Raw genomic sequence first — 26,643 nt, forward strand, 5'->3', positions numbered from 1 at the left:
GACTTTTGACTTTTGACTTTTGACTTTTGACTTTTGACTTTTGACTTTTGACTCACTCATCCACAACCCGACGAATCACTTCGTAAATCGATTCGAGTTGAGTCGGGGTGATGCAGTAGGGTGGCATGAGGTAAATGGTATTACCGAGAGGACGTAAGAGGAAGCCTAATTCGAGAAAGCGCGATCGCAGTTTTGAACCTGTGGCGTTTAAGTAGCTTTCGCTTTCAGCTTTCAGATCCAGGGCTGCTATTGTACCGCAGATGCGGGTACGTTCGATTTTTGGATGCCCGCTCAACCATGTTTCCATATAGCGACGGTGTAAGGCTTCCATTCCCCTAAATACATCTGGATTTTGAGTTAATAATTCCAGCGAGGCGTTGCCTGTGGCGCAAGCTAAGGGATTTCCCGTGTAAGAATGACTGTGGAAGAAGGCGCGATCGATGTCATCGCTGTAAAAGGCTTGGTAAATTTCCTCTGTTGCTACAGTCACAGATAGAGGTAAACAGCCACCTGATAAACCTTTAGATAAGCAAAGTATATCGGGACAAGTACTTGACTTTAAACAAGCAAATAATTCTCCTGTTCTACCAAAGCCCGTCATAACCTCGTCATAGATTAGCAGCACCCCATGCGTGCGGGCGAGTTTGGCAAGTTCCTGCAAAAATTGGGGACGACACAGACGCATCCCTGCGGCTCCCTGTACTAAAGGCTCGATAAATATGCCTGCGTAACTGTGTGAATTTTTTTGCAATAATTCTGCCAGACAATCCAAAGCCTGTGCTTCGTGGGTAGCGACGTTGGAATCTTCGTCAAAAGTTGCGGGAAAAGGCACGATATCTGTTGCAAACATCAAAGTTTTGAAAGTTTGCCACCAAGGAGAACTACTACCAACTGACATTGCTCCTACAGTGTCGCCGTGATAGCCGCCTTCAAAGCTAATGAATCGAGTTCGTTGTTTTTCCCCTTGGTTAAACCAATACTGGTATGCCATTTTCAGCGCAACTTCGATCGCTGTAGAGCCGTTATCGGAGAAAAATACCCGTGTTAGAGATTTAGGTAGATGTTTCAATAGCCCAGTGGCTAATTTTTCTGCTGGCTCGTGGGTAAACCCAGCAAAAATCACTTGTTCTAGTTGTTTTGCTTGTTGGTAAAGAGCCTCAGCTAGTACGGGGTGGCTGTGTCCGTGGATCGTCACCCACCAACTCGAAATACAATCAAGAATCTGCCTTCCATCCTCCAATTCCAACATCACCCCCTCTCCCCTTTTGACTTTCAAAGGAGGAGGAGCCGTTTTCATCTGCGTAAAAGGATGCCAAATTGCACTGTTACTCATAAGTAGGAGATGGGTGTAGGGTGTGGGGTGTAGGGTGTGGGGTGACAGTGACTCCTGACCAGTGACCAGTTAGTTATTTTATCTCCTCAGCTCCCGATCGCTCCCTCAGCTCCCTCAGCTTCCTTGTCCCCCTTGTCTCCCTGCTCCCTGCTCCCTGCTCCCTGCTCCCTACTCCCTGCTCTCTAATTTTCTGCTTGACTGCTGTTGAAAGTTAAGCGAAACTGACAAATAATTACTGTGCGAGTTCACTCTATTGCTAAATTTTGTTAACTTTTTCATCTATATAATTCGATGGATGAAACATTATGTAGCAGTAGGGATATTAAGATAGGGGATCGCGTCGCTCAAAGCAAGCTATCCTGCCCAAATGCTGGATATAAGTGTCAGATAACCTTAAAACCTGTTGTGTTGGCTAGAAGCATGGAAACCTTAGAATTTGTCATCTATCCCGATGGTCGCGTACAGGAAAAAGTTACGGGGATCGTCGGTTCCTCCTGTACGGAAGTTACGGCAGCGCTGGAAGCAGAACTAGGGCAAACCATTAGCCAGCAGCCAACATCAGAATATTTTAATCAAGTTAATACACAAGCTGATGTCTCAATCGCTCAAGCATCGTTTAGCGAATGGTAGCTTTTTTATTTAGTTATTGACCTTAGTTAATTTACGACGATCTAGAAACACTATGTCACACTTTAGCCAAATCAAAACTCAAATCCGCAATTTAACATCCTTGCAAGCAGCTCTCACCGATATGGGAGTTGATTGGAAATCTGGATCTCGGCAAGTCCGAGGCTATCAGGGACAAACGCGGAATGCCGAAGTGACAATCGAGCAAGATAACGGTTACGATGTAGGGTTTAGTTGGAATGGCAAAGAGTACGAACTCGTCGCCGATATGCAATATTGGCAGCAACCTTTATCCGTAGAAGGTTTCTTGCGCCAGGTGACGCAGCGTTATGCGTACCACACCGTAGTTAACGAAACAGCAAGACAAGGCTTTCAAGTCACCGAACAACAGAAAAACTCAGATGGCTCGATCAGACTGTTAGTACAGCGCTGGAGTGGCTGATGGACGATCTTGGCACATCGAATCATTCCGACACGGGGCGATCGCACCTAGAACCCGAGTTGGGAGGGAATCTGCGTGATACTGCCAATCGTTCTGGACTAGAGCCAGAATTGGGCGGTGTTACCCGGCAAAAGGGTGTATACGTTGACGAAATCACTTGTATTGGGTGCAAGCACTGCGCTCACGTCGCTCGCAACACCTTTTACATCGAACCAGATTACGGTCGCTCTCGCGTCGTCCGTCAAGATGGTGACGTGGAGGAACTGATCCAAGAGGCGATCGATACTTGTCCGGTAGATTGCATCCACTGGGTCGATTACACTGAGTTAAAGCGGCTAGAACAAGACAGACAATATCAAGTCATTCCCCCAGTTGTAGGATATCCCGTCGAGGGGGCTGTGGCTGCTGCCCAAAAGCGCCGTCGCAAGCAACAGTTAACCCGCAAAAAAGCCAAGTATTAATATATCCAAACAGGCGATCGCCTTTTAAGGAGACTGGATTGCACAGTCTCCTTGTTTTTATCTCTGTAGAGGCGTTACATGTAACGTCCCTACACTAAATAACTGATAACTAACTACTGATTTAGTTTTGCTCCAGAAAAGACTGAACTTTCCCGTCAGCGCCGAGTATGACTCTAACTCTAGGTGTTTCGCCTTGGGGGTTAGCGGAGACAAAGGGTTCGCCGATTAAAGGTAAACCAGAACTCTCGATGTAGTTTCTAGCTGCTTTGCCTAAAGGTTCGATCCGCTGCACCGAGCCGTCTACATCTAGGACAATACTGTATTCTAACGGTTCGCTGAGTCCAGAAGGGGGCTGCCAACGCTGTTGGAAGTATTCTCTGACTTCATTAACTTGCGGCGTAGGGGCAAAAGCTGCCGCTTGGGGTGCTTGTCGTGACGGTTTAGCTGGCGGCTCCTCAACTGGCTTACCTTCTAAAGCTGCTCTGATCCTTTCTCTGGGTGTCAAGCCTTCCACTGATGGCGGCGGAGCTGGATTGCTGGGTGGTGCGGCAGGAACATCGATTGTTGGTGGAGTCTGAGCCGAGCGATCGGGGCTGGGAGGACTGGGAAGGTTATTGTTGGTAGTAATTCCTGGTAAGGTAGCAATGCTACCTGGTTGCACGGCAGGCTGATTAGCTGGTTGATTAGCCGATGACTTGGGTGTTTGAGTAGAACCAGATGGTGCTTGAGCAATGCCAGGTAGGGGGCTAACTCCAGCGTTAGGCGGTGCAGGTGGGGCAGTGGTTGTAAAGGGTGGCGTGGTTGGCGCGGTAGGCAGGGGAGTGTCTGACAGAGGTGAGGGAATTGGCGAACTCCCCACAGTTGGCGTATTTGGTAAATTTCCTAAAGTTGGGCTTGTCGTCGGCGATGGGAGATCGCTTGTGGGTGGCACAGACGGTACAGCCTCTGGAGATAGGGTGGGCGAGGGAGAAGGCTGTTGTGGCGGACGACTGGCTGTTTGTGGCTCGTCAGAACGGTTGAGCAGATGTACGAGTCCTGCGGTTAAACCTACTCCTACCAGCAGTACGGCTGCTATCCCCGCCCAAGCTGTAGAAGGAGTAGTAGCAAAACGAGTCGGGCTATTAAAGTTGACTGGGACAGCTAAAACGTCAGCAGCATATTCATCTAAAGCGTTTGCTAGATCGAATAGTTGCGTCATGCTCAAAGGAATGAATTGCCCCGTACTAGGAGTTGCTAAAGCTCCTAAAAACAAATTATGGGATAATCCTTCACCAGGTTGAATGTATATTCCTCCTGCTGGAGCTGGTGCAGGCGTGCTAGAGGAATCTAATTCTGCCGGTAGGGTGGGCGTATTGGCTGCATCTTCTACCAACAAAGCATTGAATCGGTCTGGCGATGAAGCGAGAACTCTCTGCACGTAGTTTTTGACAACTTCATGCAATTCTACGAGAGAATGGCGATCGCCCTGAATGCGAATTTGCTCTGCTTCTGGTAGTTGGGAGTCATGAAAGCGCACCTCGAACTGAATTGGTGCATTCATTGATTTAGCACCCCGATCCGATCCTGGCGTGCGCTCGGTAACCTGTAACGTACAAGAAGCTTGCGTATACTTTTTGATAATCGGTTCTGACAGAGACATAAGCGAAAATGAGGGAGTAGGGAGTAGGGAGTAGGGAGCAGGGAGTGAGGGGACAAGGGGGACAAGGCGGACAAGGCGGACAAGGGGACAAGGGGGACAAGGGGGACAAGGGGGACAAGGGGGACAAGGGGGACAAGGGGGATCCCACGACCGAAGGGAGTGGGGATTAGGGGGCAAAGGGGAACAAGGGAGAAATTAGTCACACACCACACCCTATCAACACGCACCACTCTTCTCCCCGACTCCCTAGTTACAATTGCGAACGATCGAGCAAGGTAAGCCATAAGTGCCGATGACCGACAGCACCGCTATAAAATAACAGATCGACTAAGAGCTTGAAGCCTAATTGACTTAGCCAATTGGTTGATAAATGTTCGGCATCTTCCATGCGCTCTTGATAGAGATTGCTAAAACTATCGATGTAGTCGCCCAACACGCCGATTTTATGAGGAACTTCTCGATTGGCGATCGCCTGCTCTAATAACATGACGGCGCGGCGAATTTGAGTCTGATATTGTTTGGCTAGGTGACAAATAATTAAAACTAGCGATCGCGCTTCTTCTATATCTAATTTTTTCCTACCCCCATCACCTTTACGTAAAGGATTTGATTGCCTCAAGCGCCATAACGCCACCCGATCGGGGATTTTTGTTGCCAAATTTAATTCTTCTGCTGCCGATAACATTGCCTCAGAACCAATACCTACTAAAGCTTCTAGCGCCAACAATATCAGATCGAGTTGAGCTTTGATATTGTTGAGCTGCACGGGTGCAGGCTCGGCGCGAGTGAGATCGTTCCACTTAGTACTTTGATTGGGAGATTGGGCGCTAGAGTGCATAGTCTTCAGCATAGGTGGTACGACTAAGATACACTGAGCTGTTACCCAATTTGAAACCGTGTTTCTTTGGTTTTGGCTTGTTTTCTCCAGCTAGCAACAAATTTGCCGCTCAAGCAGCTCAGGTTCTGAAATTTTGCTCAGTCAATTTTTACCACATCCTACACGTTGACGCTACCGCAAAAAAGCTACTGTCACCCCAGAGCCACCATCTTCAGGAGCCGCAGCCTCGAAGCGACTTACCATAGGATGCTGTTGCAAAAAATTGTGAACTCCTTGTCTCAGTTTCCCCGTACCGTGACCGTGGATAATCCATATTGTTCCAGACGCTTCGGAGATCGCCTTATCTAGCACGATCTCTGCATCAGCCACCCGACTACCTCGAATATCGAAGGTATTTTGAGAAGTCCTGATTGTGGGGGAGTCGGGTGAGTGGCTAGTGGCTGGTGGCTGGTGGCTAGAATGGCTTCCTTGTCCCCCTTGTCTTCCTTGTCCCCCTTGTTTCCTCTCTTGAAAATTGGCTTTTTTCCCATCCAGCGATTCAATGTCTTCTAACTTGACGGTCATTTTCATCAGTCCGAAGCGGACGATTAATTCGCCGTCATCGTTAGGTTCGTTCAAAACTTCTGCGGTTTGCCCTAAACGGGGAATGCGAATGCGATCGCCTGCTTGGGGACGAAATTCGGCTTTGGGCTTGGGTGTGGGAGGAGTATGTTGTTGGGCAAACCGATCGATCGCCACCGTCGCTTGCTGTGCGGCTTGAGCTGTAGGAGTTCCTTGCTGCAACTTGCGAATCACCTGAGCAATTTCCGCTTTAGCTTGGGCGATCGCCTGTTGAATTGCTTGTTCTTGAGAGGCACGTAATTCTCGTTCTCGCGCGTCTAGCTGAGCAGTCCGTTCCGAGAGTTGACGATACAATCGCTCTGTTTGTTGTAATAACTGTTGGGCTTGAGCGGCTTTCGTTTCTTGTTGTCGCCGTTGGGCTTCAAGTCCGGCAATGACCTGGTTCACATCTTCCGTTGCTTCTCCTACCTGATGTTTTGCTTGCTCGATCACCTCTAGTTTTAATCCCAAACGAGCAGCGATCGCTAAAGCATTAGAGCGACCTGGAATCCCCCACAACAAGCGATAAGTAGGCGATAAAGTTTCCTCATTAAATTCCACCGAGGCATTTTCAAACCGCTCGTCTTGATATTTCAACGCTTTCAATTCGCCAAAGTGAGTTGTCGCCATACTCAGCTCGGCATTATCGGCAAGGTGACGCAAAAGGGCGATCGCCAAAGCACTGCCCTCGACTGGATCGGTTCCCGCGCCGACTTCGTCGAGTAGAACAAGTGAGTAGCTAGTGGCTGGTGGCTGGTGACTAGTGGCTAGAATTTCTCCCTTGTCTCCCTTATCTTCCTTGTCTCCCTTGTCTCCCTTGTCTCCCTTGTCTCCCTTGTCTTCCTTGTCCCCTTCTCCCCTACTCCCTGCTCCCAGCTCGTCCCTGCTCCCTACTTCACCAATCGCCTCTAATATCCGGCTAATTCGCCGAATATGACCGGAAAAAGTAGACAAACTCTGCTGTAATGACTGTTCGTCGCCGATATCTGCCAACACCATGTCAAACCAAGGAATTTCTACAGGTTCTTTGGCAGGAATAAATAACCCGACTTTTGCCATCAAAGCTGCTAAACCAAGAGTTTTCAGCGTTACCGTTTTCCCTCCAGTGTTGGGTCCGGTGATCGTAATGACGCGAATGTGGGGCTGAACGATAATATCTACAGGAATGACTGGCTGCCCTTGTTCGTGCTGGTTTTGCCATACGAGCAGGGGATGGCGCAATTGACGTAATGTTGTATTTTCCCCTTGGGAGCGATCGCAAAAGCGGGGTGGATTGGCTTGCAACCAGTAGCTATAACGAGCGCGGGCGCTGGCAAGGTCTATTATCGTTACAACCGCTAGCAAATTTTCTAAATCTGGCTTGACGGCTGCGACTTGCTCAGTCAGCCGTCTGCGAATCGCCTCTTCTTCTGCTTGCTCTCTGGCAATGTATTGTCGCAGTTGATTGCCTAAAGCCACGATCGCGTTTGGCTCTACATACAAAGTTGCTCCGCTCATGGATGCATCGTGGACGATACCGGGAATTGCGTCTTTTTGCGGTGCTTTGACGGGAATAACGAAGCGATCGCCTCTTTGGGTGATAAGTTGTTCCTGTACGGCGTTGGCTTGGCGCTGCAAGATTCCTTGTAGGGTTTGGGTAATTCGTTGGCGCAATTGCCGCACGCGATCGCGAATCTCTGCTAATTTAGGGCTAGCGCGGTCTGCTACCTTACCCTGTTCGTCAATACAGTATAAAATATCCTGTTCTAATTCAGGATCGGTTTTGACAGTAGAGACTAATTCCTGTAAAACTGGCAAATCTTGCTGTTGGTCGATGCTGCGTCGTAACTGTCTCGTTCCGGTGAGAGTTGTGGCGATCGCGAGTAACTGCTCTGCGGTTAATATACCTTGTAATTCTGCTCGTTCTAAAGATTCGCCAATATCTTGAATTCCGGCAAACGACAACCCAGCACTCAGACGACTATCTAACTCGTAGACTTCTTTGGTTTGGTTCAACAATTCCTGACTTTTTGCCTGCGTGTCGGGAACGACCAAATTCCGAGCGGCGATCGCTCCTAGTTTAGTCGCCGTAAAAGTTGCCAAGTGCTGACACAAGCGCGACCATTCTAATAGTTCTAACGTTTCTGATTGAATCAAAGCTTGGTGTTTCAATTTTATTAAAAGGGAGCAGGGAGCAGGGATTAGAGGACAGAATTTATCTCAAGTAATTATTCTGTCTTTGATTTAAAACTTTTAGAGCGCAGAAATTAAAATAAAAGGCTTTTAGATATCAAATCTACGTTAAATTCAAGCAAAAGCTGAAAGCTATAGCTTTTTTGACCGGGTTCTGTGCGTGCGATCGCGAATTTTTTCGCTTTAGCTTAGTGTTGAATACATTTGAGCGAACAATACATTTTGACTTTAATTCCATTGTAGTACGCTCTCAGTCAGTCTCAATCGTACTAAAGCCTGAATTTCCCTACCTATTTGTAGTACTATCCCTCTTTTACTGAGCAGGGAGAGAGTACCTGGTTGCTGAGGGAGCATTCATCAAGTCGCAAGTCGCAATTACTAGCCACTGGTTCCACTATCCACTAGTCACTAGCCACGCACTCCTCACTAACAAAATTCCCCAACCTCTAACCAAACCCCTCGCGAATTTGGTACTCTAGCGAAATAGTTTGGGAACGGGTAAAGAAACGTGAATATTCAAATTGGACGTGGCAAAACCGCACGCCGCGCATACGGCATTGATGAAATTGCACTGGCTCCGGGGCAACGCACTATAGACCCCAGTTTAGCGGATACCAGCTGGCAGATTGGCGCGATCGAGCGAGAAATTCCCATTATTGCCAGTGCGATGGATGGAGTTGTCGATGTGCAGATGGCTGTACTGCTTTCCCAGTTAGGAGCTTTGGGCGTACTCAACTTAGAAGGTATTCAAACTCGCTACGCCGACCCAGAGCCAATTTTACAACGGATTGCCTCAGTAGGAACACATGAATTCGTGCCGCTGATGCAAGAATTGTATGCCGAACCAGTCAAACCAGAATTAATCGAGCAACGAATTAGGGAAATTAAACAGCAAGGTGGTATTGCTGCTGTTAGCGCGACTCCTGCTGGAGCGAGTAAATACGGTAGCGTTGTGGCAAAGGCTGGGGCAGATTTATTTTTTATTCAAGCTACTGTTGTTTCCACAGCTCACATAGCCCCATCTGAGTTTACCAACCTTGACTTGGCGAAATTTTGTCAAGAAATGCCCATGCCCGTCGTGTTGGGCAACTGCGTCACTTACGAAGTGACTTTAAGTTTAATGAAGGCAGGAGCAGCAGCAGTTTTAGTTGGGATTGGTCCTGGGGCGGCTTGTACTTCTCGCGGTGTTTTAGGTGTGGGTGTACCTCAAGCCACGGCGATCGCAGATTGTGCCGCAGCAAGAGAAGATTATTATCAGGAAACCGGAAATTACGTACCAGTAATTGCCGATGGTGGCTTGATTACAGGTGGAGATATCTGTAAGTGTATCGCCTGCGGTGCAGATGGCGTGATGATCGGTTCTCCCTTTGCTAGAGCCGCTGAAGCACCAGGTAAAGGCTTTCACTGGGGCATGGCAACCCCTAGCCCCGTGCTACCCCGTGGAACTCGAATTCGTGTCGGGACAACTGGCACTTGCGAACAAATTTTACGCGGACCCGCTCAACTCGATGACGGGACGCACAATTTCTTGGGCGCTTTAAAAACGAGCATGGGAACTTTGGGGGCAAAAGACATTCGCGAGATGCAACAAGTCGAAGTCGTAATAGCTCCTTCATTGCTCACAGAAGGCAAAGTCTATCAGAAGGCTCAGCAACTCGGTATGGGTAAGTAGGTGACAATCGTTTTGAGTATTGACTTGGAGACTTCTGACTTCACGCATAAGTAACTTTACTCAAACAAAAACAGTCGACTTAAAAATTTCCATAATCTTGCAAAGAGTACTGGAAAAAATAAAACAGTCGCCTACAATAGAGGAAGCGGAGACGCATGTTTCCGTTCACTCCTCACACCACACTCCGCCCGGACTACTGTTCGGGCGGTTCCTTATGTCTGGGAATTCTCGTAGAGTAATCCTTACTTTTCACATCAACTACAATCGCACAGCGATCGCCACAGAGGATCTATCTAATTACAGATACTCAGGAGGTAAAAATGCTTGGTTTTACTGTGATAAAATTTTCAGCAAAGTAAGCAACAATATAGCCAAGGATTTTCAGGCATGTCAGCAGCCGCGCAAGTTACAGATTCTTCTTTTAAGCAAGAAGTACTAGATAGTGAAATCCCAGTGTTAGTGGATTTTTGGGCTCCTTGGTGCGGTCCTTGCCGCATGGTCGCCCCTGTTGTCGATGAAATTGCACAGCAGTACGACGGGCAAGTCAAGGTAGTGAAGCTCAACACCGACGAAAACCCCAATATTGCCAGTCAGTACGGTATCCGCAGTATCCCCACTCTGATGATTTTCAAAGGGGGTCAAAAAGTTGACATGGTAGTAGGTGCAGTACCAAAAACAACACTGTCGAATACTTTAGAAAAGTATTTGTAGAGCTGGGTTAGCACGAAAAAGACTTGCAAGCGCCTGAGGTTTTGGCTATATGGCGCTTTTTGGTCTGTACATTCATCAGGGGAGCAATTCTGCTGATTGTAAGACGTGAAATTTTGCGTCTCTGTAATTTCCTCTCAACAGATGTCCCAAATCTCGCTAAAATAGAGTGCCGACCCGTGCAGCAGCACTCATGACTTCATCCCGTTCATTAGACACCATAGACACGCTTAAATCGGACTTAGCTACCCTGTTAGAGCATTTGCCAGATTTGCAACATCGGCAATTGATCCAGCAGGCGATCGCCACTATTATTCGGTTAGCACACAGCGAGATCGACCGTCTCGACTGGAAAATTTTAGCGGCTTCTCTGGCTGATATGGAGCGAGGGTTAGAATTATTTCATACCTATCGTCACGTTCGGAAGGTAACAATTTTTGGTTCGGCACGTACTCCAGTAGATAGTCCGGCGTATAAAATGGCAGTAGACTTCGCCCGTTGCGTCACTCAGTTAGGGTTTATGGTGATGACTGGTGGTGGTGGCGGAATCATGCAGGCGGGAAATGAGGGTGCGGGAAGGGAAAATTCTTTTGGGTTGAATATTCAACTACCATTCGAGCAAGAAGCAAATCCTTACATTGTTGGTGACGCGAAATTAATCCACTTCAAATATTTCTTTACCCGCAAGCTGTTTTTACTCAGGGAAAGCGATGCAGTGGCGCTATTTCCTGGCGGGTTTGGCACGCAGGACGAAGCATTTGAATGCATGACTTTGAGCCAAACTGGAAAGTTCGGTCCCGTGCCGATGGTACTCATCGACCACCCAGGGGGAGACTATTGGGAAGCTTGGAGCGAATATATTCAAGAGCATTTGATTCAAAAAGGTTTGGTTAGTCCTGAAGATCCCAGTCTTTATACGATTACAGATAACTTAGATGTTGCTTGTAACGCGATCACGCAATTTTATCGGGTTTATCACTCTAGCCGCTACGTGCGCGATTTATTGGTAATTCGCCTTGATGCAGAATTATCTGATGCTGAAGTTGAAGAGTTGAATGACAATTTCAGCGATATTTTGGTGAAAGGCAAGATTGAAAAAAGCGCGGCTTTACCTCAAGAAACTCAGGATGAAACTATAGATTTGCCCCGGATCGTACTTTATTTTAATCAAAGAGACTTGGGGCGTTTGTATCAGATGATTGCTAGGATCAATCAGATGGGACAACCTTCAGAAGAAACTGCTTCTCATCCAGAAAGGAAGTAAGGCAAGCAAGGCAACAATTCAGAAGTGCGATCGCCCCTTGCCCATTTTTGCCCCGATCGACATACACTGGTATACGAACTGTCGGCACGGCTGTTATGAGGCGATCGCGGCATGGTGTTGCAAAAAGAATTCCAGCAATCGGAACAAGAATTCTGGCGTGACGGTAGAAGGAGAAGCAATACTGATGCTCTTTGGTTCGGTATCGTTATCTCACTTCTCGTACACGTTATTTTTTTCCTCAGCTACGATTATTGGATTCGCATCCTACCAAAACCAAAACAGCAATCTCGCGCCGAACCAATTCCACTTGAGTTTGTTGAAGTTCCTCCCCAACCAAAAAAACCGCCCCCAGAAACCAAACGTCGGGCAGCAAACGATTCCGTTGCCGGTGGTAAAGCCAACCGCAAACGACCGCTAGCAACGCGACCGAATAACTCAACCGTGCCTAGAACCAGTTCCCGCGCTGCCCCGCCACCGGCTCAACCTCGTCGCCAGCAGCCACCTAGCAGCCGCAGGGAGGCTCCAGAGACACCAAAACCCCAAATCCAACCTCCTCAAGCCCAACCTCCGATTGCCACTGCTCCCAATCGCTCCAAACCAGTTCCGAAGACTCCTAACCCAGAGCAAAAACCAGCAAATCGTCCTAGTCCCGCAACCGAGCGATCGCCTGCTAGAACGACAGCCAGAACTCAGCCGCGATCTTCAGCAGCGAGCAAGTTAGGTGGTCCGCTGACGCTTTCCAGCCGCGACCTAGCCGCTAATCCCAACCGTTCTAATCGTGCTGCGCCAAGCATTGATGCTCGTCAGGATGTCGATATGGGTTCTTACTTGCAGCAACTTCAGCGACAAGTCAGGCAGCAGTGGATACCAGGGATGACGCAGAATTCTCGTTCAACTGTCGTGTTTTTCACAGTCACGCGATCGGGTCAAGTCACCAACCTACGGATCGTTCGACCTTCTGGCTCCAACACTACCGACACCGCCGCTCTGAGTGCCATTAGACGCGCCGCACCCTTCGCACCTTTACCTTCTGGATTTGCTTACAATTCCCTCAAAATTAGTTTTACATTTAATATCAACGTCTCTGGTGGTTTAGATCTATGGGTAAGATGACGTAAAAAGTTATCAGTTATTAGTGACTAGCGACTCGTGGCTGGTGAATAGAAAGGAGTCAAGCCACTAGCTGCCACCATGAATGACAAATGACGAATGACCAATGACCAATTCAGGAGGAGTGATGCTCGATTTAACAAAGCTAGCAGTTGGAGGAGTTTGCTTTGTCTTGGCATTTATCCTAGCGAGTCTAGTCGAATACTGGTTGCATCGTTTGATGCACGTTTCGCCTCGCATTGGTGAAAGACATCGCGATCACCACCGCCGGAATGAAGGACAAGGTGTAGTATGGGAATTTCGGGATTACGTTCAGGGTAGCTGCATTGCTATGTTTGCAATGTTCTTTGTCTCCCTCGAAGCTGGGATAGGTTGGTTTCTGGGCAGTTTAGCTTATGCTGCTTTTTCTGCTTATGCCCACCAGTTACAGCACGAAAATCCAACCAAGTGCTTTTGGATGAAAATGCCCGTGCATTACGTCCATCACAAATACGGGATGTGGCATCACAATTTTGGTTTAGCTGTAGATTGGTGGGATCGGGTGTTTGGCACTTACAAACCCGTAGAATGGCTCACGGAAGAAGAAACTAGTCAACCAGAACGCGGCTATTTACAACTACGCTGGTGGTGATATGACGATGTAAAACTTTATGCGCATAGTTAAGAGTGGCGCAGGTTGGCGGATTGGATTCGATCCAGAGGCAAAGGAATTTAAAGGTTTAGTAGGTGCTGAGGACTGGGCGATCGAACTGACGCAGGCAGAATTAGAAGATTTTTGCCGATTGTCTATGCAACTATCAAATACTATGAGCCAGATGGAGCGCGAATTGATGGATGAGGAAGCGATCGCCTGTGAAGCCGAAAGTAATTTTATCTGGATGGAAGTAGAAGGCTATCCCCACGCTTATAGCTTGCGACTGATTCTAAATACAGGTAGGCGAGTTGAGGTGAGTTGGGCGGCGGATGCAGTTCCCGATCTCATCCGAGCGGCTCAAATGCTGTTTGTTTTCTAAATAGCGCGATCGCAATTTCTTATGCTATGATATCTAAGCTGTGAAACGGGGCGTAGCGCAGCTTGGTAGCGCGCCACTTTGGGGTAGTGGAGGTCGTGGGTTCGAATCCCGCCGCTCCGATTTAATCAAATCCTTTATACAGAAAGAGTTCTGGCGTTTTAAAAGCTGGAACTCTTTCTCTATCTATTCTCAATAAAGGGTGCAGTTTGGGTATGTTTGGGGCAGTTTTCACCAAAAATTGAGATAGGTTTGAGATATGGTTTTTCAACATAAGTCGCTTATGGCAAGCAATAGAGTCGCTACAGCTCAAGTGAATGAGCTTAACCGATCGTCTCAATCTATATCTCAATCTCGAAAAAAAGCTCTTAAAGGGACAGTTGTAGTCCAAGTGTTTAAGGACAGACTGCGGTTGTGTTGGAGTTATGGGAGTAAGCGATACTTTCTCTACATTGGGTTGCCCGATAGCAAAGTTAACAGAGGGGTTGCTGAACGAAAAGCCAGGCAAATCGAGGGTGACATAGCCACGGAAAACTTTGACTCCACGCTAAAAAAGTACAAATTTGACAGTCAGCTAGAGCGCGAGCGTAAATCTGTAGTATGTATATTCCAACAATTTACACAGGAGAGAGCCAAAGGCTTGTACGCTAGAAGCTTGGAAAAGTATGAAACTACACTAAATTACCTAACTCAATATTTTAAGGACAAACTAGCAGATACTATTAGTGCAAGCTGTGCCGAGCAGTTTGCGAAATAGTTAAGTACAAAAACATCTAAGTGATAATTGCGCTACAGTCTGGATTGGCGAAACTCTATCGCGTGGTGTGAGAAAATCAACTAAAACCAACCGCGCCAGAAGTCTTTCGCTCACAGCGAGGTTGCAAGCAATGTTATTGGCTAGACGACCTCAGAACCCAAACCCTGACGAGTTAGTGTTTCCATCTCCCAAGGGAGAAGCAATGGTTGACAATATTCGGTACAAGCTGAATAGAATTTTCCCTGAATTGTAATTCCATTTTAGGAGCTGAATAACGATGGCAGAAGACAGAATTAAGGTGATACGAGGATTTTCAGTCCGATAAGCAAAATTCGGTAATTCCTTTAAGGCAAAGATTTTGCAATCAAGTGGTTTTATCGACACCGAAATTCACACCGAATCGATCGGGTTATTATGAGGATAAAAGCAGCGCACAGCAATAACCGTAGGTAACGAGCAACGAGCGCGATCGCACTCTAGAATTAGATCTAGAAATAGACAAATTACCTCTATTGCTCTAACGGTTGACGATCTATCCTGAAAGCAGAATGAGCAGAAGCCACAGATGAGTCACTTTGTAGATTCAATTGGAATAGAAATCTCTCCAGATACACGAATAGCAAGGCGAATGCCATAGAACGGCGTTTCTAGGTACTGTTGGTCAATCAATCGCAGTAAGTTAACTCCTGCTCTGACGGTGTCTGCGGCTGATAGTAGAAGCTCGAACGTGCAATTCCTAGTAATTGATATTGTCTTACGATGCTCAATTGAGGATGGTCAGTCACTACCAGGGTTTTTCGCTCTTCAATCCTAACTGTGCTGAAGAGTTGGCTAAAAAATCCCTCTCCACCTTCAACTGTCCAATCTGACGATACAACTCATCGATCTGGGCTTGTTGGCTCTCGTTGGCTTTACTCGTCTCACTCCCCTTTTCAAAAAGGCTACTGGCTTCATCCAACAACTGCCGTTTCCAGTTGTTAATCATAGTGGGATGCACTTCGTACTGGCTTGCTAATTCCGAGACAGTCTTCTCGCCTCGAACGGCATAAGAGCGCGGCTTTTGCTTTGAATTGCGGACTATACTGAAGAGCGTTTATTACTCATGAACTACTCCTAGCATGTTTTGAGTGGTTCAGAGCTTAACCCCCTGTCCAGTTTTTCGGTTCCACTTCAAGCTCAAGATGCACGGATTTTGCTGCTAGACGAACCGACAACCTATCTAGATATCCGCTATCAACTGGAGTTACTCGAACTACTCAAGCAGTTGAACTAGCAGCACGGATTAACTCTCATCGTCGTTTTGCACGATATCAACTTAGCCGCTCGTTACAGCTCGCGCATTGCTTTACTCAAACAAGGCAAGCTTCAGTCCATTGGTACTCCCACTCAAGTGTTAACTCCGGCACATCTTGAGGAAGTTTTTGGAGTACACGTAGCAATTATTGAAACTCCTGTCGGTCTGCAAATCTGCCCGCTAGCCCCGAATGTATAATTTCAGCTAGTTGATATTGATTAGCAATTACTGTATTGTTCTTAATGACACAGCAAAATGCCCAAAGATAAGGACACCAAAGCAGCGTGTCACCTTTGTCTGCAAGGCTTTTTCCTTCTGCCTTCTGCCATAGATCGAAAATTCTATGACCATGACTCTCAGCCAAGCGGATATCTGGGAACTGTACGAAACCACTGATTTTGTTGAGACAGAACTTGCTGCCGATTTTTACGAAGTGAAGGGCAAAGCTCCCCAATTGTTGGGCGACGGACACTTCTGGGAGATCGATTTGTGTGAGGGGATCTGGCTGGGAATCAGTACTTGGACAAACCCCAACGTCTGTACTATTGCCTGTGAAGAACGGCAGCATGAAGTAGAAATTACTCTGTGGATTCCCACCCGTCGTCAGAATAGCCATTACACCTTCTTCGGCAGTGGCATTGCACCCAAGGAAGTCTGGAAATCTCCTGCCGATCGGGAAGGAATATTTCTCTCTATTGGCTTTGAGCCAGATTTGCTCAAGCGAATGTACAGCAATAGTTCCGGCGAGCTACCACCAGAACTACAAATGCTAATAACATCGAACGATTGGCAACAGTGTTGGCGCGATCGCCCGCTCGCTCCTGTCATGCACGCCATTGTGCGGCAGATCCAAGCTTGCCCTTATCAAGGACTGACAAAGCAGATATATCTGCAAGGGAAAGTGCTGGAGCTATTGGCACTTGGGATCGAACCGCTACGACTCGAACGAGCAGTAGTTCGAGATCGTCCGCTCAACCGCAACACTGTAGAGCGAGTTTATCAAGCTAGAGATATCTTACAGCAAAACTGTGCTAACCCTCCATCTGTAGTAGATTTAGCCCAGCAGGTGGGACTAGAGCATATGAAGTTGAAGCGAGGTTTTCGCGCCTGTTTCGGCACAACTCCCTTTGCTTACTTGCGTATGTATCGCTTAGAACAAGCACGATTGTTGTTGCAAGAAGGCAAATTAAGCATAGCAGCGATCGCCAACGAAGTCGGTTACTCTCATCTGGGGCATTTTGCCAGAGCCTTTCAAGACAAGTTTGGGATTACGCCTACAGAGTGCCGTCTGGGAAAGCAGATTATTTTGTAGCGATCGCCTAAGGAGTGCAAAACTCCTCCTGTAGGGATCGAAATTGCTCCTCTATGGATAGACTAACCCTCGAAATTCACGTAGACTATCTCCACTTGAAATAATTGCCAAGATTTCTCTATAAGCCCTGGTTGGAGTGTGTCAATGAGGAGTGTGAAGGTGGGATGGAAAGCGATCGCTTTTTGGGTTGGTTTAGCTGCTGTGATGCCGTTATGGATAGAACCTGTTTTTGCTCAAGTAAAAACGATTGAAGAATTACCACCTGTTTCTTTCAGTGCCAAGGAACTTTTGGCTCAAGAGCAAGAAAATAGTACGATAACTCAAGTTACAGGAGTGAAACTCAATCCCACTACACAAGGGTTACAAGTTATTCTCGTCACCCCTTCAGGGCAAAAATTGCAACCATTAATTTCGCAATCTGAAAATAATTTAGCGCTTGACATACCAAATGCAGTCTTGGCTCTACCAGATCGACAAGAATTCACCGCAACTAATCCCACCGCAGAGATTGCACAAGTAACAGTCAAACCTTTGAATGCTAGTAGCATTCGAGTAACCATCACAGGAAGCAAACAAGCACCAAATGCCGAGGTAGTCCCTAGTCAGCAAGATTTGGTGTTGAGCGTTACTCCACAAGCAACTGCTCAAACCGAAGAATCAGAAATGGAAGTTGTCGTTACTGCTACTCGCACGGAAGAACGAGTTGAAGATTTACCGCGTACAGTAACAGTAATTAACCGAGAAGAGATTGAAGCACAAGCTACAGGAAATAACAGTTTACAGGACATCCTCAACTATACCGTTCCAGGGTACGGCGCACCTGATTATACAGATCGATTTAATGCTAATTTAAGAGGTCGAACTCCGCAGATTTTAGTGGATGGAGTGCCTCTAGGTTCTAATGTTTCTAACATCACAGGATTGACCAGCATCGATCCTAACACTGTCGAACGAATTGAAGTGGTCAATGGTGCGACGGGAATTTATGGTGCTGGTGGTAGTGGCGGTGTCGTGAATATTATTACTCGCCAACCAATCGAAGGATTTAAATCGACAGCTAGATTAGGTGTTTCTGCTGCTTTAGGAAATTTAGAAGGAGATAGCTTTGCTTACGAGTTGGGTTATGGCATTGCTGGCACAGAAGGTATTTTTGACTACAACTTGAATTTGGCAACCCAATTTAACAATCAATTTTACGACCCACAAGGCGATATTATTCGCCAAGAAAATTCTACTTTTGCAGGTTCAGAACGTCTGAATCTTTTAGGTAAGTTGGGGATCGCTTTAGGAGAAGAACAACGTTTACAGTTCTCTGTTAATCATGCCAGCGATCGCCGAGAAATTAATTACATTACCGATCCGACTACTAGAGAGATTCCAGGTAGACAAAAAATTCAGGCATTGAGAGTCAATCAAGATTACGTTGACTCTAGAGATCCTGGCAATCAAAATACTATTGCTAGCGTAGCTTACGACAATAGAGCTTTTTTAGGAAACAACAGGTTACAAGCTCAGTTTTCTTATCTAAAAATTAGAGAAAATACGCTTGCGTTTGACGATCGAGGAGCTGAAGATGCTTTCTTTGAAAGAGTAGCTAGATTTATGACTGAAGGAGAAGTATTCAACAGTAATTTACAACTAGAAACATCCTTGTTTCAAAGCGCAAAGTTGCTGGTAGGGGCAGATTATAAGCATGAAGATAATCGTTCTTCATACTTATTTTTTAATTCTGAAGTATATGACGCAAGTGGCGGAAATATTCTCCAAGTTAGCGATGAATTTGCCGAACCTTCTTTTGACCTCAGCCAGCTTGGTTTGTTTGCTCAAATCAAGTGGGATGTGACAGATAATTTTTCGGTTCTGGGCGGTATTCGTCAAGAATTTGCTCAATTAAACGTTGGTGATTACACAACCTTTGAAGGTAATAATATCCAAGGTGGTAATCCGAGTTTTGATGCGACTGTTTTTAACATTGGTGCAAATTTCAAAGCGACTGATAATATTAGTCTGTTTGCCAACTTTTCCCAAGGTTTTTCTATTCCTGGATTTTTTGTGCTGAATAATTTACCTGATGGTAGCTCGGTCGATCGTTCGCTTGAAGACATTCAACCTCAAATTGTTGATAGCTACGAAATTGGCGTACGCGGACAATGGCAAAATTTACAAGCTTATTTAGCAGCTTTTTATTCTTCTTCCGAGTTAGGTTCGTTTTTTCAAGAAGTTGCTGAAGATGTATTTGAAACGATCCGCGCTCCAGAACGCCGCTACGGTATAGAAGCAGCAGTAGATTGGCAAGTAGCAGAGACATGGAAACTTGGTGTTGGTGGAAATTGGACTGAGGGAGAATTTGAAGATGAAAATGGCGAATTTATTGCTGCTGATTCGATTAGTGTAAATCCTTGGAAGCTAACTGCATACGTGGAACATCAGACAACACCAAACTGGCGCAATCGGTTACAAATTCTCTATTCTGGCGATCGCGATCGCGGTTTTGAATCGGGGTTAGACCAAGGCTCTGTAGATGATTATGCGACTCTCGATTTGATTAGCACTTTAAGTTTAGGTGAGGGAACGTTGTCTTTAAGTGTGGAGAATTTATTAAATGAAGAGTATTCTGCGTTCCCAACTCAATCTCTGACAGCTCCTGATGAAGATATAGCCTTAGAAAGGGGTAGGCGAGTTAGTTTGACTTACTCAATTAGTTGGTAAGTGGAGCATGAATCAGTAAGGCATTTAACCGAAATAGGTGAGCTTGTTTAGCTTGAAGGCGGAGAATTTGGGAATGAAAACAAAACGAATTCGAGATGTTGTATTTACCGCCCACCGTTACATTGGGTTAGCAATCGGTATTCTAGCAGCGGCGATCGGCATGACTGGTAGTTTGTTGATTTTGGATGAGTGGCAAACTTCTCTGCTTGCAGGACAAGTAGCGATCGCCCCAGATCAAGAACGTCTGGCGATCGCCACCCTCGTGACTAAAGCGCAAGCTATGTTTCCCCAACTGACTCTCGAAAGCCTGACAATACCCAAAGAACTCACTCAACCCGTCACGGCATGGTGGTGGGCAGCAGGAGATAAATGGACGACTGCCCGCATTCATCCCTATACCGGAGCAATTATCGGCAGTCCGCAGGACAATGATTATAACGATTTCTTGTACAGTATCCACATCAACCTGCTAGGTGGTGAGTGGGGTGCTTATGTGGCTGGCATTGTTGGGTTACTGGCGACAATTCTTTGCGTGACAGGGATTGTGCTTTGGTCTGGTTGGCGCAAATTGGCAACTGGATTCAAAATTAAGTGGAATGCCACCACCAAAAGGCTAAATTACGATTTACACAAAGTTGTTGGCATTATTGCAGCTATCTTTCTGGCAATGGCAATGTTGACAGGGTTTATCTGGAACTTTGCTACATGGATGAATCCAGTCATTTATGCACTCACCTTCAGTCCACAGCCACCCAAAGAAGTAGAACTCGTCTCTAAAGCCGCAGGTAAAGCCCCCATACAGCTTACAGAAGCACTACTACAAAAAGCTAGTGCCGCGCTGCCCCCTGGTGAAATTAGCTCAATTTATTTTCCCACCAAACCTGAAGGCGTAATTCGCATAGCAAAAGAGTTACCAAACCAGGTTGTGATGTCTGCTTCTATAGATCGCTTTAGTGGTGAGATCGTGAAGGTAGACGTACCAACGGAAAAATCTTTGGCAGATCGAATATTTGACTCATTCGTACCCATACACTTTGGCACTTTTGCCGGTTTACCCTCTCGTATTCTCTATCTGTTCGTTGGTTTATCTCCTACCATCCTATTAGTTACGGGTTTTCTCATGTGGCGCTTGCGAAAACGCGACAAGTCAAAGCGAACTATTGTGCCAGCCGAACGTGCGCTCGATAATTCACCCCCATAGCTTATATTCGCTAAAACCGTGCCAAAAGAACAAAATCGCTATCAAAAAGCAATTCCTTGGCTGGCTGGGTCTGGGTTATTAGGAATGACTATCTTTGGCAGTTGGCTAGGTTATGAAAATTTCCATGCTTTAGGAGAACGTCAACACACCACCTATATGGCTGCCGCACCGGAACATGGGCGAGAGACATTTTTTTTACGGATGCAACGAGAAGTCGAACAGGTAAAGCGATTATATCTCCATGCTCATTATCAAGGGTTAGCCGATGGCGCACCAGAGAATTGGACGTGTCTTGTGCCACTCACCCACAGCCAGGTATTAGATTTTTACCACGCGACGCAGTATCTAAGTAAAGTTGCATTAGCCGTGCATCCTCGCAGTGTTGAATATCAACAAGCGAGTATGGATACTCACTGTCATCTTCTCAAACACTCTGTCGGTGCTGCCACTCGTTTGTTAGCCGAAATGGAAGCAATCGAGCCGCAACGGTTGTCTATAGCAGGTTCCTCAGAATTGAGCCTTAGCACCGTCTCAGCCAAGTCCAGTTCGCCACCGTCGTACACCCAGAGGTATGTCATCATCGACCCGATCCACGTCCTCACGTACCGCTGCTTCTGCGGGTCGTAGCCGAGCGTCATCAGAGTGGTAGTGCGACCGCAGCCAGGCATCTCGCCCTCTCCTTCAGCCAAAACCTAGAGTCTGCGAGCGCGATCGCACGCTTTCAGTTCCCGTCGATCTTTCGACAGGTCGATCCGCTCCCATCTTGACCTCAACCTCATACGTCCACTCACCGACGAGTTTTTAATGAAAGAAATCTCTCGCGCTGTTCGGCAAGTCTACCATCCCAAGTCACGAGGAGAGGAAATTCGAGATTCACTGCTACCTGACGTATATTTAGATGAATCTAAGCTAGAGTTGTTTGCCCAGCACATTACAGCACTTGAAGGTATTGGAGTCAACTTACAAGACAAAAGCCTGCGGGATACCATCAATGCTTATCCGTGACTCTAAATAGATTTTGCACTCACTACCATACTTACCCCACCTTGAGGAGCAAGCGTAAACCCACGACGTTGTATTTGCACGGGTTTATCTTCTACTAAGGCAAGTTGATACTTGGATAAAATCGTCGCCAAGACCAATTTCATTTCTAACCCAGCTAAAGCGTATCCCAAACATCGCCGACTGCCACCACCAAAAGGAAGATATTCCGAAGGAGAATACTGGCGCTCTAGAAACCGCTCTGGCTGAAATTGTTTAGCGTTGGGATACAAGTCTTCCCGATAATGCACTAAATAAATACTTGGCATTAAGGCTGTTTGGGCTTCAAATAAATATCCGGCAATTTTCGTTGGCGATTTAGTAATGCGGGGAAAAATGACGGGAATCACCGGATACATCCGCAGTGTTTCTTGACAAACTGCACTTAGGTAAGGCAGTTGAGCAATTTTCATTGGGGCAAATTCCCCTAAACTATCTAGTTCGTGCAGCAACCGATCGCGGACATCTGGGTGTTGATGAATTTGATATAAAGCCCAAGCCAGCGTTGTTGCTGTGGTTTCATGCCCAGCAAATAAAATCGTCAGTAGTTCGTCTTTTAATTCCTCATCGGTCATTGCTTGTCCGTTTTCATCTCGTGCTGCCATCATCAGACTGAGGACATCACGCCCTTTGATATCTTTGGCTCTTCTCTCCTCAATTTCTGCTTGCAGCAAAGCGCGAACGTGATGTTGTCGCTGTTTCATCTGCCCCCAAGGACTCCATGCACCCCAATCTTTTTGTAAAAACTGTAAAAATAACATGCTGGATTTGAGGGGAGAATCAGTCATGTCCAGCCATTCTGTGAGTAGGGGCTTTAGTTGTTGATAGCGTTCTCCTTCACTCAAGCCAAAAACGACTTGTAGAATTACCTCTAGGCTGATCTTTTGCATGGTAGTCCGAGCTACAAAAGATTGACCGACTTGCCAGGAGCTAGCAATCTGTTCGGTAATCAGACAGATTTGTTTGGCGTAAGTTTGTAGTCTTTCGCCATGAAAAGGAGGCATTAACAATTTTCGTTCTCGTCGATGACGATCGCCATCGACTAACATGAGTGAATTGCGCCCGACTAAAGGTTCTGCAATTGCATTGCCACGACCGACATCAAATTTGGCATCTTGGTTGAAGATTTCCCCAATTGCTTGCGGATTACCAATGACTACATAAGAGCCGATGCCGCTCAGATGCATGGTAAATATGTCTCCATATTTTTGACTGCATTTGTCCTGAAACCCAATTGGGTCGGCAATCCAATTCATCAGTTGCCACCAAGCAGGACTAGTAATGGGATTCGGTAATTGAGCCAACACGATCGTTCTCCATCTGATAAATCTTTCACTCACGATCGCGCGATCGCCTACCATGTGATGTGTGCAATGCGATCGCCACCTGATATGTCCGACACATCTAACCTACCAGTAAATCATCAATCCAGTCAGACCGAGCATACACTATCGCTGCCATCGCAACAGATAAGCTACACAGCTTTGGCTCAGTGGCAAACGTTATTCGAGCGAGAAAAACCGATCGCCCAAATGTTTCATGTGGCGTATCTCGTGAAGACTGATGCCGCCTCGCCACGACCGCTAACTTTTGTTTTCAACGGTGGACCTGGAGCTGCTTCTGCTTATTTGCACATGGGGGCGCTAGGTCCCAAACGCCTCTCTTTTAGCGATCGCGGTAGTTTGCCAAAGCCACCCGTGCGAGTGGTAGAAAATACTGAAAGTTGGTTGAGCTTTACGGATTTAGTCTTTATCGATCCGATCGGTACGGGCTTCAGCCGCGTTTTGCCACCAGAGAAAGAAACTCCAGAGCAGAAGAATGAGAAATCTAACTCTAACGAGCCAGACTCATCCCAGGAAACTCAATTTTGGGGAGTCGAGCGAGACTTGAAAGCGATCGGCGAGTTTATCGTGCGGTTTCTGTCGCGCCACCACCGCTGGCTGTCTCCTATCTTCATTGCAGGCGAGAGTTATGGCGGTTTTCGCGTGGCTAAGTTAGCTCGTCAGCTGCAACAAGAATTTGGCGTTGGTCTTTCTGGTGCGATTTTGATCTCGCCAGCTTTAGAATTTAGCTTGCTAGAAGCAAACGATTACAACCTGACGACTTGGGCAACAGTATTACCCTCGCTAGCAGCCGCCGCAGCGCATCACGATCGCGCGCAATGGGCTGGGCAAAGAGGAGATTTGCCAGCTCATATGGCTGCTGCCGAACAATTTGCCCGTCAAAGTCTAATCCCAATGCTAGCAATGGGAGAGGCGTTTCCTGAAGATGAGCGTCAGGCGATTTATCAGCAGTTGGCTGGATTAACTGGAATACCACTGTCGGTTGTCGAACGGCTGGGTGGACGAATTAGAATCGAAGTCTTTGCGAGGGAACTGTTGCGCGATCGCCAGAGAATCGTCGGGTTGTACGATGCTTCAATTACGGCGATCGATCCGTTTCCCGATCGCATGACCTACGAAGGCACTGACCCAACGCTAGATGGCTTAGATCGACTGTTTACAGGAGCAATTAACAGTCATTTGCGGCAGACTTTAGGTGTGGAAACTGATTTAACCTACCGTCTGCTGAATTTAGAAACGCTCAAAGCTTGGCAATTTGATTTCAAAGGTGATTGGAAACAAGGATTTCAAGGATCGGTGGACGACCTGCGGGTGGGAATGACGCTCAATCCATATATGCAGGTGTCGATCTCGCATGGAATATTTGACTTGGTTACGCCTTATTTTGCCTCCAACCATTTAGTCAGTCAGATGAAACTCAATTCTGAAATTCGTAGCAATCTGACGTTGAAACATTATCCAGGGGGACATATGTTTTATACCTGGGCTGAATCACGCCAGCAATGGTTTGCTCAGATGCGGGAGTTCTATCAAAATGCCATAGCATGAATAATTGCTAACCAAAAGTAGAATCAGCTAAAGCGATCGCCTCAGTTAATAGATTTTGCCCGATCTTCTGGGAAAACACTCCCTTTCGTACCATCCTCTCCACCCGCTTACCCAACTCGTGACAAGTCTCTTCCTAAGCCATCTGTGCCATGTATAGTTCTACCTCTGGATGAATGATTAAATCTCGTCCCCGCTTGCGGATCGGCTCGGCTACCAGAATATTCGCATCAACAACTAAGCGCATACTACTCGGACACAGAAAAATCTAAAGCCTGAGCGAGTTTTTCTTCATCCCGATCGCTTTGAATCAAAGCAGATTCCACTGTTCGGGAAAGTCGCATCAATGCTGCTTGAACTTCTGCGTCATCTGATTCCCTGACTGGAAGATAAAATCCGACGATCTTGCCGTGACGTTTCACCGCGTTTGCGAAGCGTGCGCTCTGTGCATTCGCTTCATCACTTGCTAAATAGCTAAGAAGCTTTGTCCCTAAATTCGCGTATACCTACGCTTTTCATTTTGACTCCCAAAAAGCGATCGCTATGTGGTCAGATTTTAGCAAGATATCGGGAGCGATCGCGCCAGTTGACGATCTTGTCTTCACCAAGTTTGTTAATGAAGAATACGATCGCTGGCTAATTTTGCATCGTATACTTCTGGATGAATTACTGTTTTTTAGAGCGAAAAAGTGAATGAAAAGGCTTTAGTCAAAACTGTTAGTCAAGGTGATAGACCGATGTTGCAATCTATCAGCCATTGTTCGGGAGCGATCGCCGGAGCAATAATTATATTTCTTGGCATTGCCAGTTTAGTACCCGCGATCGCCACTGCACCTACCCCGCCGCAACTCGTTCCAGCCAAGTTAAAAGGTCAAGCCGTTTATGTTTTGTACTTGACTCGTAGTAGCGATAAAGTTTTAGTCCGATGCTACCCAGGACAGCAACCCAAGGTGGAGGTACAAGCGAAAGCCGACGGCACTAAAGAAGGGATTTTGACCTGTGGAAATTAAATAAATTTAGCTTTCTAGAAATTTATGCGTTGCCAGAAATTTGTTGTCTTGGCGATTTCCCTAGTCATAGCTTTTAACTTACCTGGTTTGGCACAAGTAGCAGAACAACCAGTGGCGATTTTTCATGCTTTTAATCAAAACTATAATGATGTCAGAAAATTTGTCTGTCAACTTGCCGATCGAGGATACTCTCACATCCAAATTCCTCCAGCCCAAAAATCTAATTCGAGTCAAGAATGGTGGGCGCGATATCAACCCGTAGATTATGACGTTATTGAAGGAAAAGGTTCTCAAGCAGATTTACAACAGTTAATCGCTCAAGCTCATAAATGTCAAATTAAAGTCATTGCTGATGTTGTTTTCAACCATACAGCTAACTTAGGTGGTGGCGATAATTTTGAAGATTTAACTAAATTTCCAGGTCTGACTCAAAATGATTTTCATTCTGCTCCAGGCAATCCTGGCAAGAAACCCTGTGATATCAATTATAGCGATGGAAACAGAAACTCGGAGCTGAATTGTTGGTTGGGGGACTTCCCGATCTAAAATATACTG

Annotated in this window: 27 protein-coding genes, 1 tRNA gene and 2 pseudogenes; 21 read left to right on the top strand and 9 right to left on the bottom strand. The window is 46.5% G+C overall.

Features of this window, described 5'->3' with window-relative positions:
* Nucleotides 1–52: 52 nt before the first annotated feature.
* On the bottom strand, nucleotides 53–1,333 hold the full coding sequence (bioA, locus tag M5J74_RS12730) for an adenosylmethionine--8-amino-7-oxononanoate transaminase (RefSeq protein ID WP_250016879.1): 1,281 nt from the start codon (nucleotides 1,331–1,333) through the stop codon (nucleotides 53–55).
* A 420-nt stretch (nucleotides 1,334–1,753) separates the two neighbouring features.
* On the opposite strand from bioA, the gene M5J74_RS12735 reads away from it, so the two are divergent.
* Genes M5J74_RS12735 through M5J74_RS12745 form a run of 3 tightly spaced genes read left to right on the top strand, consistent with a single transcriptional unit; the run spans nucleotide 1,754 to nucleotide 2,863 of the window.
* Nucleotides 1,754–1,963 carry a DUF2997 domain-containing protein gene (locus M5J74_RS12735; protein ID WP_039716585.1) on the top strand — a complete coding sequence of 70 codons (210 nt, stop codon included), beginning with the start codon at nucleotides 1,754–1,756 and terminating at the stop codon, nucleotides 1,961–1,963.
* A 52-nt stretch (nucleotides 1,964–2,015) separates the two neighbouring features.
* Entirely contained in the window at nucleotides 2,016–2,402 is a 387-nt protein-coding gene (locus M5J74_RS12740; protein WP_015154470.1) for a DUF1257 domain-containing protein, read from the top strand.
* Nucleotides 2,402–2,863 carry a ferredoxin gene (locus tag M5J74_RS12745; RefSeq protein ID WP_106170474.1) on the top strand — a complete coding sequence of 154 codons (462 nt, stop codon included), beginning with the start codon at nucleotides 2,402–2,404 and terminating at the stop codon, nucleotides 2,861–2,863. Before M5J74_RS12740 ends, M5J74_RS12745 begins: the two co-directional genes overlap by 1 nt.
* Nucleotides 2,864–2,984: 121 nt before the next feature.
* Here the strand turns inward: M5J74_RS12745 and M5J74_RS12750 are convergent, their stop codons facing one another.
* Entirely contained in the window at nucleotides 2,985–4,502 is a 1,518-nt protein-coding gene (locus M5J74_RS12750) for a DUF4335 domain-containing protein (protein ID WP_250016880.1), read from the bottom strand.
* 44 nt (nucleotides 4,503–4,546) lie between these two features.
* Here M5J74_RS12750 and M5J74_RS32670 point away from each other — a divergent pair, with 44 nt between their 5' ends.
* The gene (locus M5J74_RS32670; RefSeq protein WP_256498780.1) at nucleotides 4,547–4,672 is read left to right on the top strand and encodes a hypothetical protein; all 126 of its coding nucleotides are present in this window, start codon (nucleotides 4,547–4,549) and stop codon (nucleotides 4,670–4,672) included.
* Nucleotides 4,673–4,752: 80 nt separating this feature from the next.
* Here M5J74_RS32670 and M5J74_RS12755 read toward each other — a convergent pair whose 3' ends face one another.
* Nucleotides 4,753–5,352 (bottom strand): DUF3038 domain-containing protein, encoded by a 600-nt coding sequence (locus M5J74_RS12755; protein ID WP_015154474.1) that lies wholly within the window; start codon nucleotides 5,350–5,352, stop codon nucleotides 4,753–4,755.
* A 159-nt stretch (nucleotides 5,353–5,511) separates the two neighbouring features.
* The gene (locus tag M5J74_RS12760; RefSeq protein WP_371934033.1) at nucleotides 5,512–8,076 is read right to left on the bottom strand and encodes an endonuclease MutS2; all 2,565 of its coding nucleotides are present in this window, start codon (nucleotides 8,074–8,076) and stop codon (nucleotides 5,512–5,514) included.
* Between the two features lie 544 nt (nucleotides 8,077–8,620).
* Here M5J74_RS12760 and M5J74_RS12765 point away from each other — a divergent pair.
* From M5J74_RS12765 to M5J74_RS12775, 3 genes are all read left to right on the top strand, one after another.
* Nucleotides 8,621–9,784, top strand: coding sequence for a GuaB3 family IMP dehydrogenase-related protein (locus tag M5J74_RS12765; RefSeq protein WP_015154476.1), 1,164 nt, complete (start codon nucleotides 8,621–8,623; stop codon nucleotides 9,782–9,784).
* A 387-nt stretch (nucleotides 9,785–10,171) separates the two neighbouring features.
* Nucleotides 10,172–10,495, top strand: a complete 324-nt coding sequence (gene trxA / locus M5J74_RS12770) for a thioredoxin (protein WP_015154477.1) — start codon at nucleotides 10,172–10,174, stop codon at nucleotides 10,493–10,495.
* A gap of 190 nt (nucleotides 10,496–10,685) precedes the next feature.
* Nucleotides 10,686–11,756, top strand: a complete 1,071-nt coding sequence (locus M5J74_RS12775) for an LOG family protein (protein ID WP_106545717.1) — start codon at nucleotides 10,686–10,688, stop codon at nucleotides 11,754–11,756.
* Here the strand turns inward: M5J74_RS12775 and M5J74_RS32675 are convergent.
* Nucleotides 11,738–11,869, bottom strand: coding sequence for a hypothetical protein (locus tag M5J74_RS32675; RefSeq protein WP_256498781.1), 132 nt, complete (start codon nucleotides 11,867–11,869; stop codon nucleotides 11,738–11,740). The genes M5J74_RS12775 and M5J74_RS32675 overlap by 19 nt on opposite strands.
* Between M5J74_RS32675 and M5J74_RS12780 the strand changes: the two genes are divergently transcribed.
* The 5 genes from M5J74_RS12780 (at nucleotide 11,868) to M5J74_RS33415 (ending at nucleotide 14,633) form a co-directional block, all read left to right on the top strand.
* Entirely contained in the window at nucleotides 11,868–12,869 is a 1,002-nt protein-coding gene (locus M5J74_RS12780) for an energy transducer TonB (RefSeq protein ID WP_250016882.1), read from the top strand. The two genes, M5J74_RS32675 and M5J74_RS12780, sit on opposite strands and share 2 nt — an antisense overlap.
* A gap of 103 nt (nucleotides 12,870–12,972) precedes the next feature.
* Nucleotides 12,973–13,497: a sterol desaturase family protein gene (locus M5J74_RS12785; RefSeq protein WP_199755567.1), complete on the top strand. Its 525-nt coding sequence runs from the start codon at nucleotides 12,973–12,975 to the stop codon at nucleotides 13,495–13,497.
* A gap of 19 nt (nucleotides 13,498–13,516) precedes the next feature.
* Nucleotides 13,517–13,879 carry a DUF1818 family protein gene (locus M5J74_RS12790; RefSeq protein ID WP_015154480.1) on the top strand — a complete coding sequence of 121 codons (363 nt, stop codon included), beginning with the start codon at nucleotides 13,517–13,519 and terminating at the stop codon, nucleotides 13,877–13,879.
* A gap of 46 nt (nucleotides 13,880–13,925) precedes the next feature.
* A tRNA-Pro gene (locus M5J74_RS12795) sits at nucleotides 13,926–13,999 on the top strand.
* Nucleotides 14,000–14,159: 160 nt separating this feature from the next.
* Nucleotides 14,160–14,633, top strand: a complete 474-nt coding sequence (locus M5J74_RS33415; protein ID WP_181245374.1) for an Arm DNA-binding domain-containing protein — start codon at nucleotides 14,160–14,162, stop codon at nucleotides 14,631–14,633.
* Nucleotides 14,634–15,417: 784 nt separating this feature from the next.
* Here M5J74_RS33415 and M5J74_RS12800 read toward each other — a convergent pair.
* Complete coding sequence (locus M5J74_RS12800) at nucleotides 15,418–15,618, bottom strand: hypothetical protein (RefSeq protein WP_051033224.1); 201 nt, start codon at nucleotides 15,616–15,618, stop codon at nucleotides 15,418–15,420.
* Nucleotides 15,619–15,756: 138 nt separating this feature from the next.
* On the opposite strand from M5J74_RS12800, the pseudogene M5J74_RS33420 reads away from it, so the two are divergent.
* The 4 genes and pseudogenes from M5J74_RS33420 to M5J74_RS12825 all read left to right on the top strand — a co-directional run.
* Nucleotides 15,757–16,125: pseudogene (locus tag M5J74_RS33420) on the top strand (ABC transporter ATP-binding protein); the annotation flags it as partial.
* A gap of 145 nt (nucleotides 16,126–16,270) precedes the next feature.
* Nucleotides 16,271–17,239: an AraC family transcriptional regulator gene (locus tag M5J74_RS12815; protein ID WP_250016884.1), complete on the top strand. Its 969-nt coding sequence runs from the start codon at nucleotides 16,271–16,273 to the stop codon at nucleotides 17,237–17,239.
* Between the two features lie 144 nt (nucleotides 17,240–17,383).
* Nucleotides 17,384–19,948, top strand: coding sequence for a TonB-dependent receptor domain-containing protein (locus tag M5J74_RS12820; RefSeq protein WP_015154482.1), 2,565 nt, complete (start codon nucleotides 17,384–17,386; stop codon nucleotides 19,946–19,948).
* A 73-nt stretch (nucleotides 19,949–20,021) separates the two neighbouring features.
* Entirely contained in the window at nucleotides 20,022–21,149 is a 1,128-nt protein-coding gene (locus M5J74_RS12825) for a PepSY domain-containing protein (RefSeq protein WP_250016885.1), read from the top strand.
* Nucleotides 21,150–21,643: 494 nt separating this feature from the next.
* Here the strand turns inward: M5J74_RS12825 and M5J74_RS33425 are convergent.
* Nucleotides 21,644–21,950: pseudogene (locus M5J74_RS33425) on the bottom strand (DUF1579 family protein); the annotation flags it as partial.
* A 3-nt stretch (nucleotides 21,951–21,953) separates the two neighbouring features.
* On the opposite strand from M5J74_RS33425, the gene M5J74_RS12835 reads away from it, so the two are divergent.
* Nucleotides 21,954–22,154: a hypothetical protein gene (locus M5J74_RS12835; RefSeq protein WP_250016888.1), complete on the top strand. Its 201-nt coding sequence runs from the start codon at nucleotides 21,954–21,956 to the stop codon at nucleotides 22,152–22,154.
* Between the two features lie 2 nt (nucleotides 22,155–22,156).
* Here M5J74_RS12835 and M5J74_RS12840 read toward each other — a convergent pair whose 3' ends face one another.
* Entirely contained in the window at nucleotides 22,157–23,497 is a 1,341-nt protein-coding gene (locus M5J74_RS12840) for a cytochrome P450 (RefSeq protein WP_250016889.1), read from the bottom strand.
* A gap of 84 nt (nucleotides 23,498–23,581) precedes the next feature.
* Here M5J74_RS12840 and M5J74_RS12845 point away from each other — a divergent pair, with 84 nt between their 5' ends.
* Nucleotides 23,582–25,081, top strand: coding sequence for a S10 family peptidase (locus tag M5J74_RS12845; protein ID WP_371934034.1), 1,500 nt, complete (start codon nucleotides 23,582–23,584; stop codon nucleotides 25,079–25,081).
* Between the two features lie 245 nt (nucleotides 25,082–25,326).
* Here the strand turns inward: M5J74_RS12845 and M5J74_RS12850 are convergent, their stop codons facing one another.
* A complete protein-coding gene (locus tag M5J74_RS12850; RefSeq protein WP_250016891.1) occupies nucleotides 25,327–25,500 on the bottom strand; it encodes a hypothetical protein in 174 nt (57 codons plus the stop codon).
* Between the two features lie 121 nt (nucleotides 25,501–25,621).
* Between M5J74_RS12850 and M5J74_RS12855 the strand changes: the two genes are divergently transcribed.
* From M5J74_RS12855 to M5J74_RS12865, 3 genes are read left to right on the top strand one after another with little or no spacing between them, the layout of a single operon-like run.
* Nucleotides 25,622–25,771, top strand: coding sequence for a hypothetical protein (locus M5J74_RS12855; RefSeq protein WP_250016892.1), 150 nt, complete (start codon nucleotides 25,622–25,624; stop codon nucleotides 25,769–25,771).
* On the top strand, nucleotides 25,768–26,088 hold the full coding sequence (locus M5J74_RS12860; RefSeq protein WP_250016893.1) for a hypothetical protein: 321 nt from the start codon (nucleotides 25,768–25,770) through the stop codon (nucleotides 26,086–26,088). The genes M5J74_RS12855 and M5J74_RS12860 overlap by 4 nt, the downstream gene beginning before the upstream one ends.
* A gap of 24 nt (nucleotides 26,089–26,112) precedes the next feature.
* Nucleotides 26,113–26,634 carry an alpha-amylase family glycosyl hydrolase gene (locus M5J74_RS12865; RefSeq protein ID WP_250016895.1) on the top strand — a complete coding sequence of 174 codons (522 nt, stop codon included), beginning with the start codon at nucleotides 26,113–26,115 and terminating at the stop codon, nucleotides 26,632–26,634.
* The last annotated feature ends 9 nt before the right edge of the window (nucleotides 26,635–26,643 follow it).

This window comes from Chroococcidiopsis sp. CCNUC1 (genome assembly GCF_023546805.1).
Classification (GTDB): domain Bacteria; phylum Cyanobacteriota; class Cyanobacteriia; order Cyanobacteriales; family Chroococcidiopsidaceae; genus Chroococcidiopsis; species Chroococcidiopsis thermalis.

What these genes read in the sequence shown, in the direction of transcription:
- M5J74_RS12740 (WP_015154470.1), top strand. Translation starts at nt 2,016, where the DNA reads ATGTCACACTTTAGCCAAATCAAAACTCAAATCCGCAATTTAACATCC.
- M5J74_RS12755 (WP_015154474.1), bottom strand. Translation starts at nt 5,352, where the DNA reads ATGCTGAAGACTATGCACTCTAGCGCCCAATCTCCCAATCAAAGTACT.
- trxA (WP_015154477.1), top strand. Translation starts at nt 10,172, where the DNA reads ATGTCAGCAGCCGCGCAAGTTACAGATTCTTCTTTTAAGCAAGAAGTA.
- M5J74_RS32675 (WP_256498781.1), bottom strand. Translation starts at nt 11,869, where the DNA reads ATGCCGCGATCGCCTCATAACAGCCGTGCCGACAGTTCGTATACCAGT.
- M5J74_RS12820 (WP_015154482.1), top strand. Translation starts at nt 17,384, where the DNA reads ATGAGGAGTGTGAAGGTGGGATGGAAAGCGATCGCTTTTTGGGTTGGT.
- M5J74_RS12835 (WP_250016888.1), top strand. Translation starts at nt 21,954, where the DNA reads ATGAAAGAAATCTCTCGCGCTGTTCGGCAAGTCTACCATCCCAAGTCA.
- M5J74_RS12750 (WP_250016880.1), bottom strand. Translation starts at nt 4,502, where the DNA reads ATGTCTCTGTCAGAACCGATTATCAAAAAGTATACGCAAGCTTCTTGT.
- M5J74_RS12775 (WP_106545717.1), top strand. Translation starts at nt 10,686, where the DNA reads ATGACTTCATCCCGTTCATTAGACACCATAGACACGCTTAAATCGGAC.
- bioA (WP_250016879.1), bottom strand. Translation starts at nt 1,333, where the DNA reads ATGAGTAACAGTGCAATTTGGCATCCTTTTACGCAGATGAAAACGGCT.
- M5J74_RS12825 (WP_250016885.1), top strand. Translation starts at nt 20,022, where the DNA reads ATGAAAACAAAACGAATTCGAGATGTTGTATTTACCGCCCACCGTTAC.
- M5J74_RS12745 (WP_106170474.1), top strand. Translation starts at nt 2,402, where the DNA reads ATGGACGATCTTGGCACATCGAATCATTCCGACACGGGGCGATCGCAC.
- M5J74_RS12785 (WP_199755567.1), top strand. Translation starts at nt 12,973, where the DNA reads ATGACCAATTCAGGAGGAGTGATGCTCGATTTAACAAAGCTAGCAGTT.
- M5J74_RS33415 (WP_181245374.1), top strand. Translation starts at nt 14,160, where the DNA reads ATGGCAAGCAATAGAGTCGCTACAGCTCAAGTGAATGAGCTTAACCGA.
- M5J74_RS12800 (WP_051033224.1), bottom strand. Translation starts at nt 15,618, where the DNA reads ATGATTAACAACTGGAAACGGCAGTTGTTGGATGAAGCCAGTAGCCTT.
- M5J74_RS12865 (WP_250016895.1), top strand. Translation starts at nt 26,113, where the DNA reads ATGCGTTGCCAGAAATTTGTTGTCTTGGCGATTTCCCTAGTCATAGCT.
- M5J74_RS12790 (WP_015154480.1), top strand. Translation starts at nt 13,517, where the DNA reads ATGCGCATAGTTAAGAGTGGCGCAGGTTGGCGGATTGGATTCGATCCA.
- M5J74_RS12845 (WP_371934034.1), top strand. Translation starts at nt 23,582, where the DNA reads ATGTCCGACACATCTAACCTACCAGTAAATCATCAATCCAGTCAGACC.
- M5J74_RS12780 (WP_250016882.1), top strand. Translation starts at nt 11,868, where the DNA reads ATGGTGTTGCAAAAAGAATTCCAGCAATCGGAACAAGAATTCTGGCGT.
- M5J74_RS12735 (WP_039716585.1), top strand. Translation starts at nt 1,754, where the DNA reads ATGGAAACCTTAGAATTTGTCATCTATCCCGATGGTCGCGTACAGGAA.
- M5J74_RS12855 (WP_250016892.1), top strand. Translation starts at nt 25,622, where the DNA reads ATGTGGTCAGATTTTAGCAAGATATCGGGAGCGATCGCGCCAGTTGAC.
- M5J74_RS12815 (WP_250016884.1), top strand. Translation starts at nt 16,271, where the DNA reads ATGACCATGACTCTCAGCCAAGCGGATATCTGGGAACTGTACGAAACC.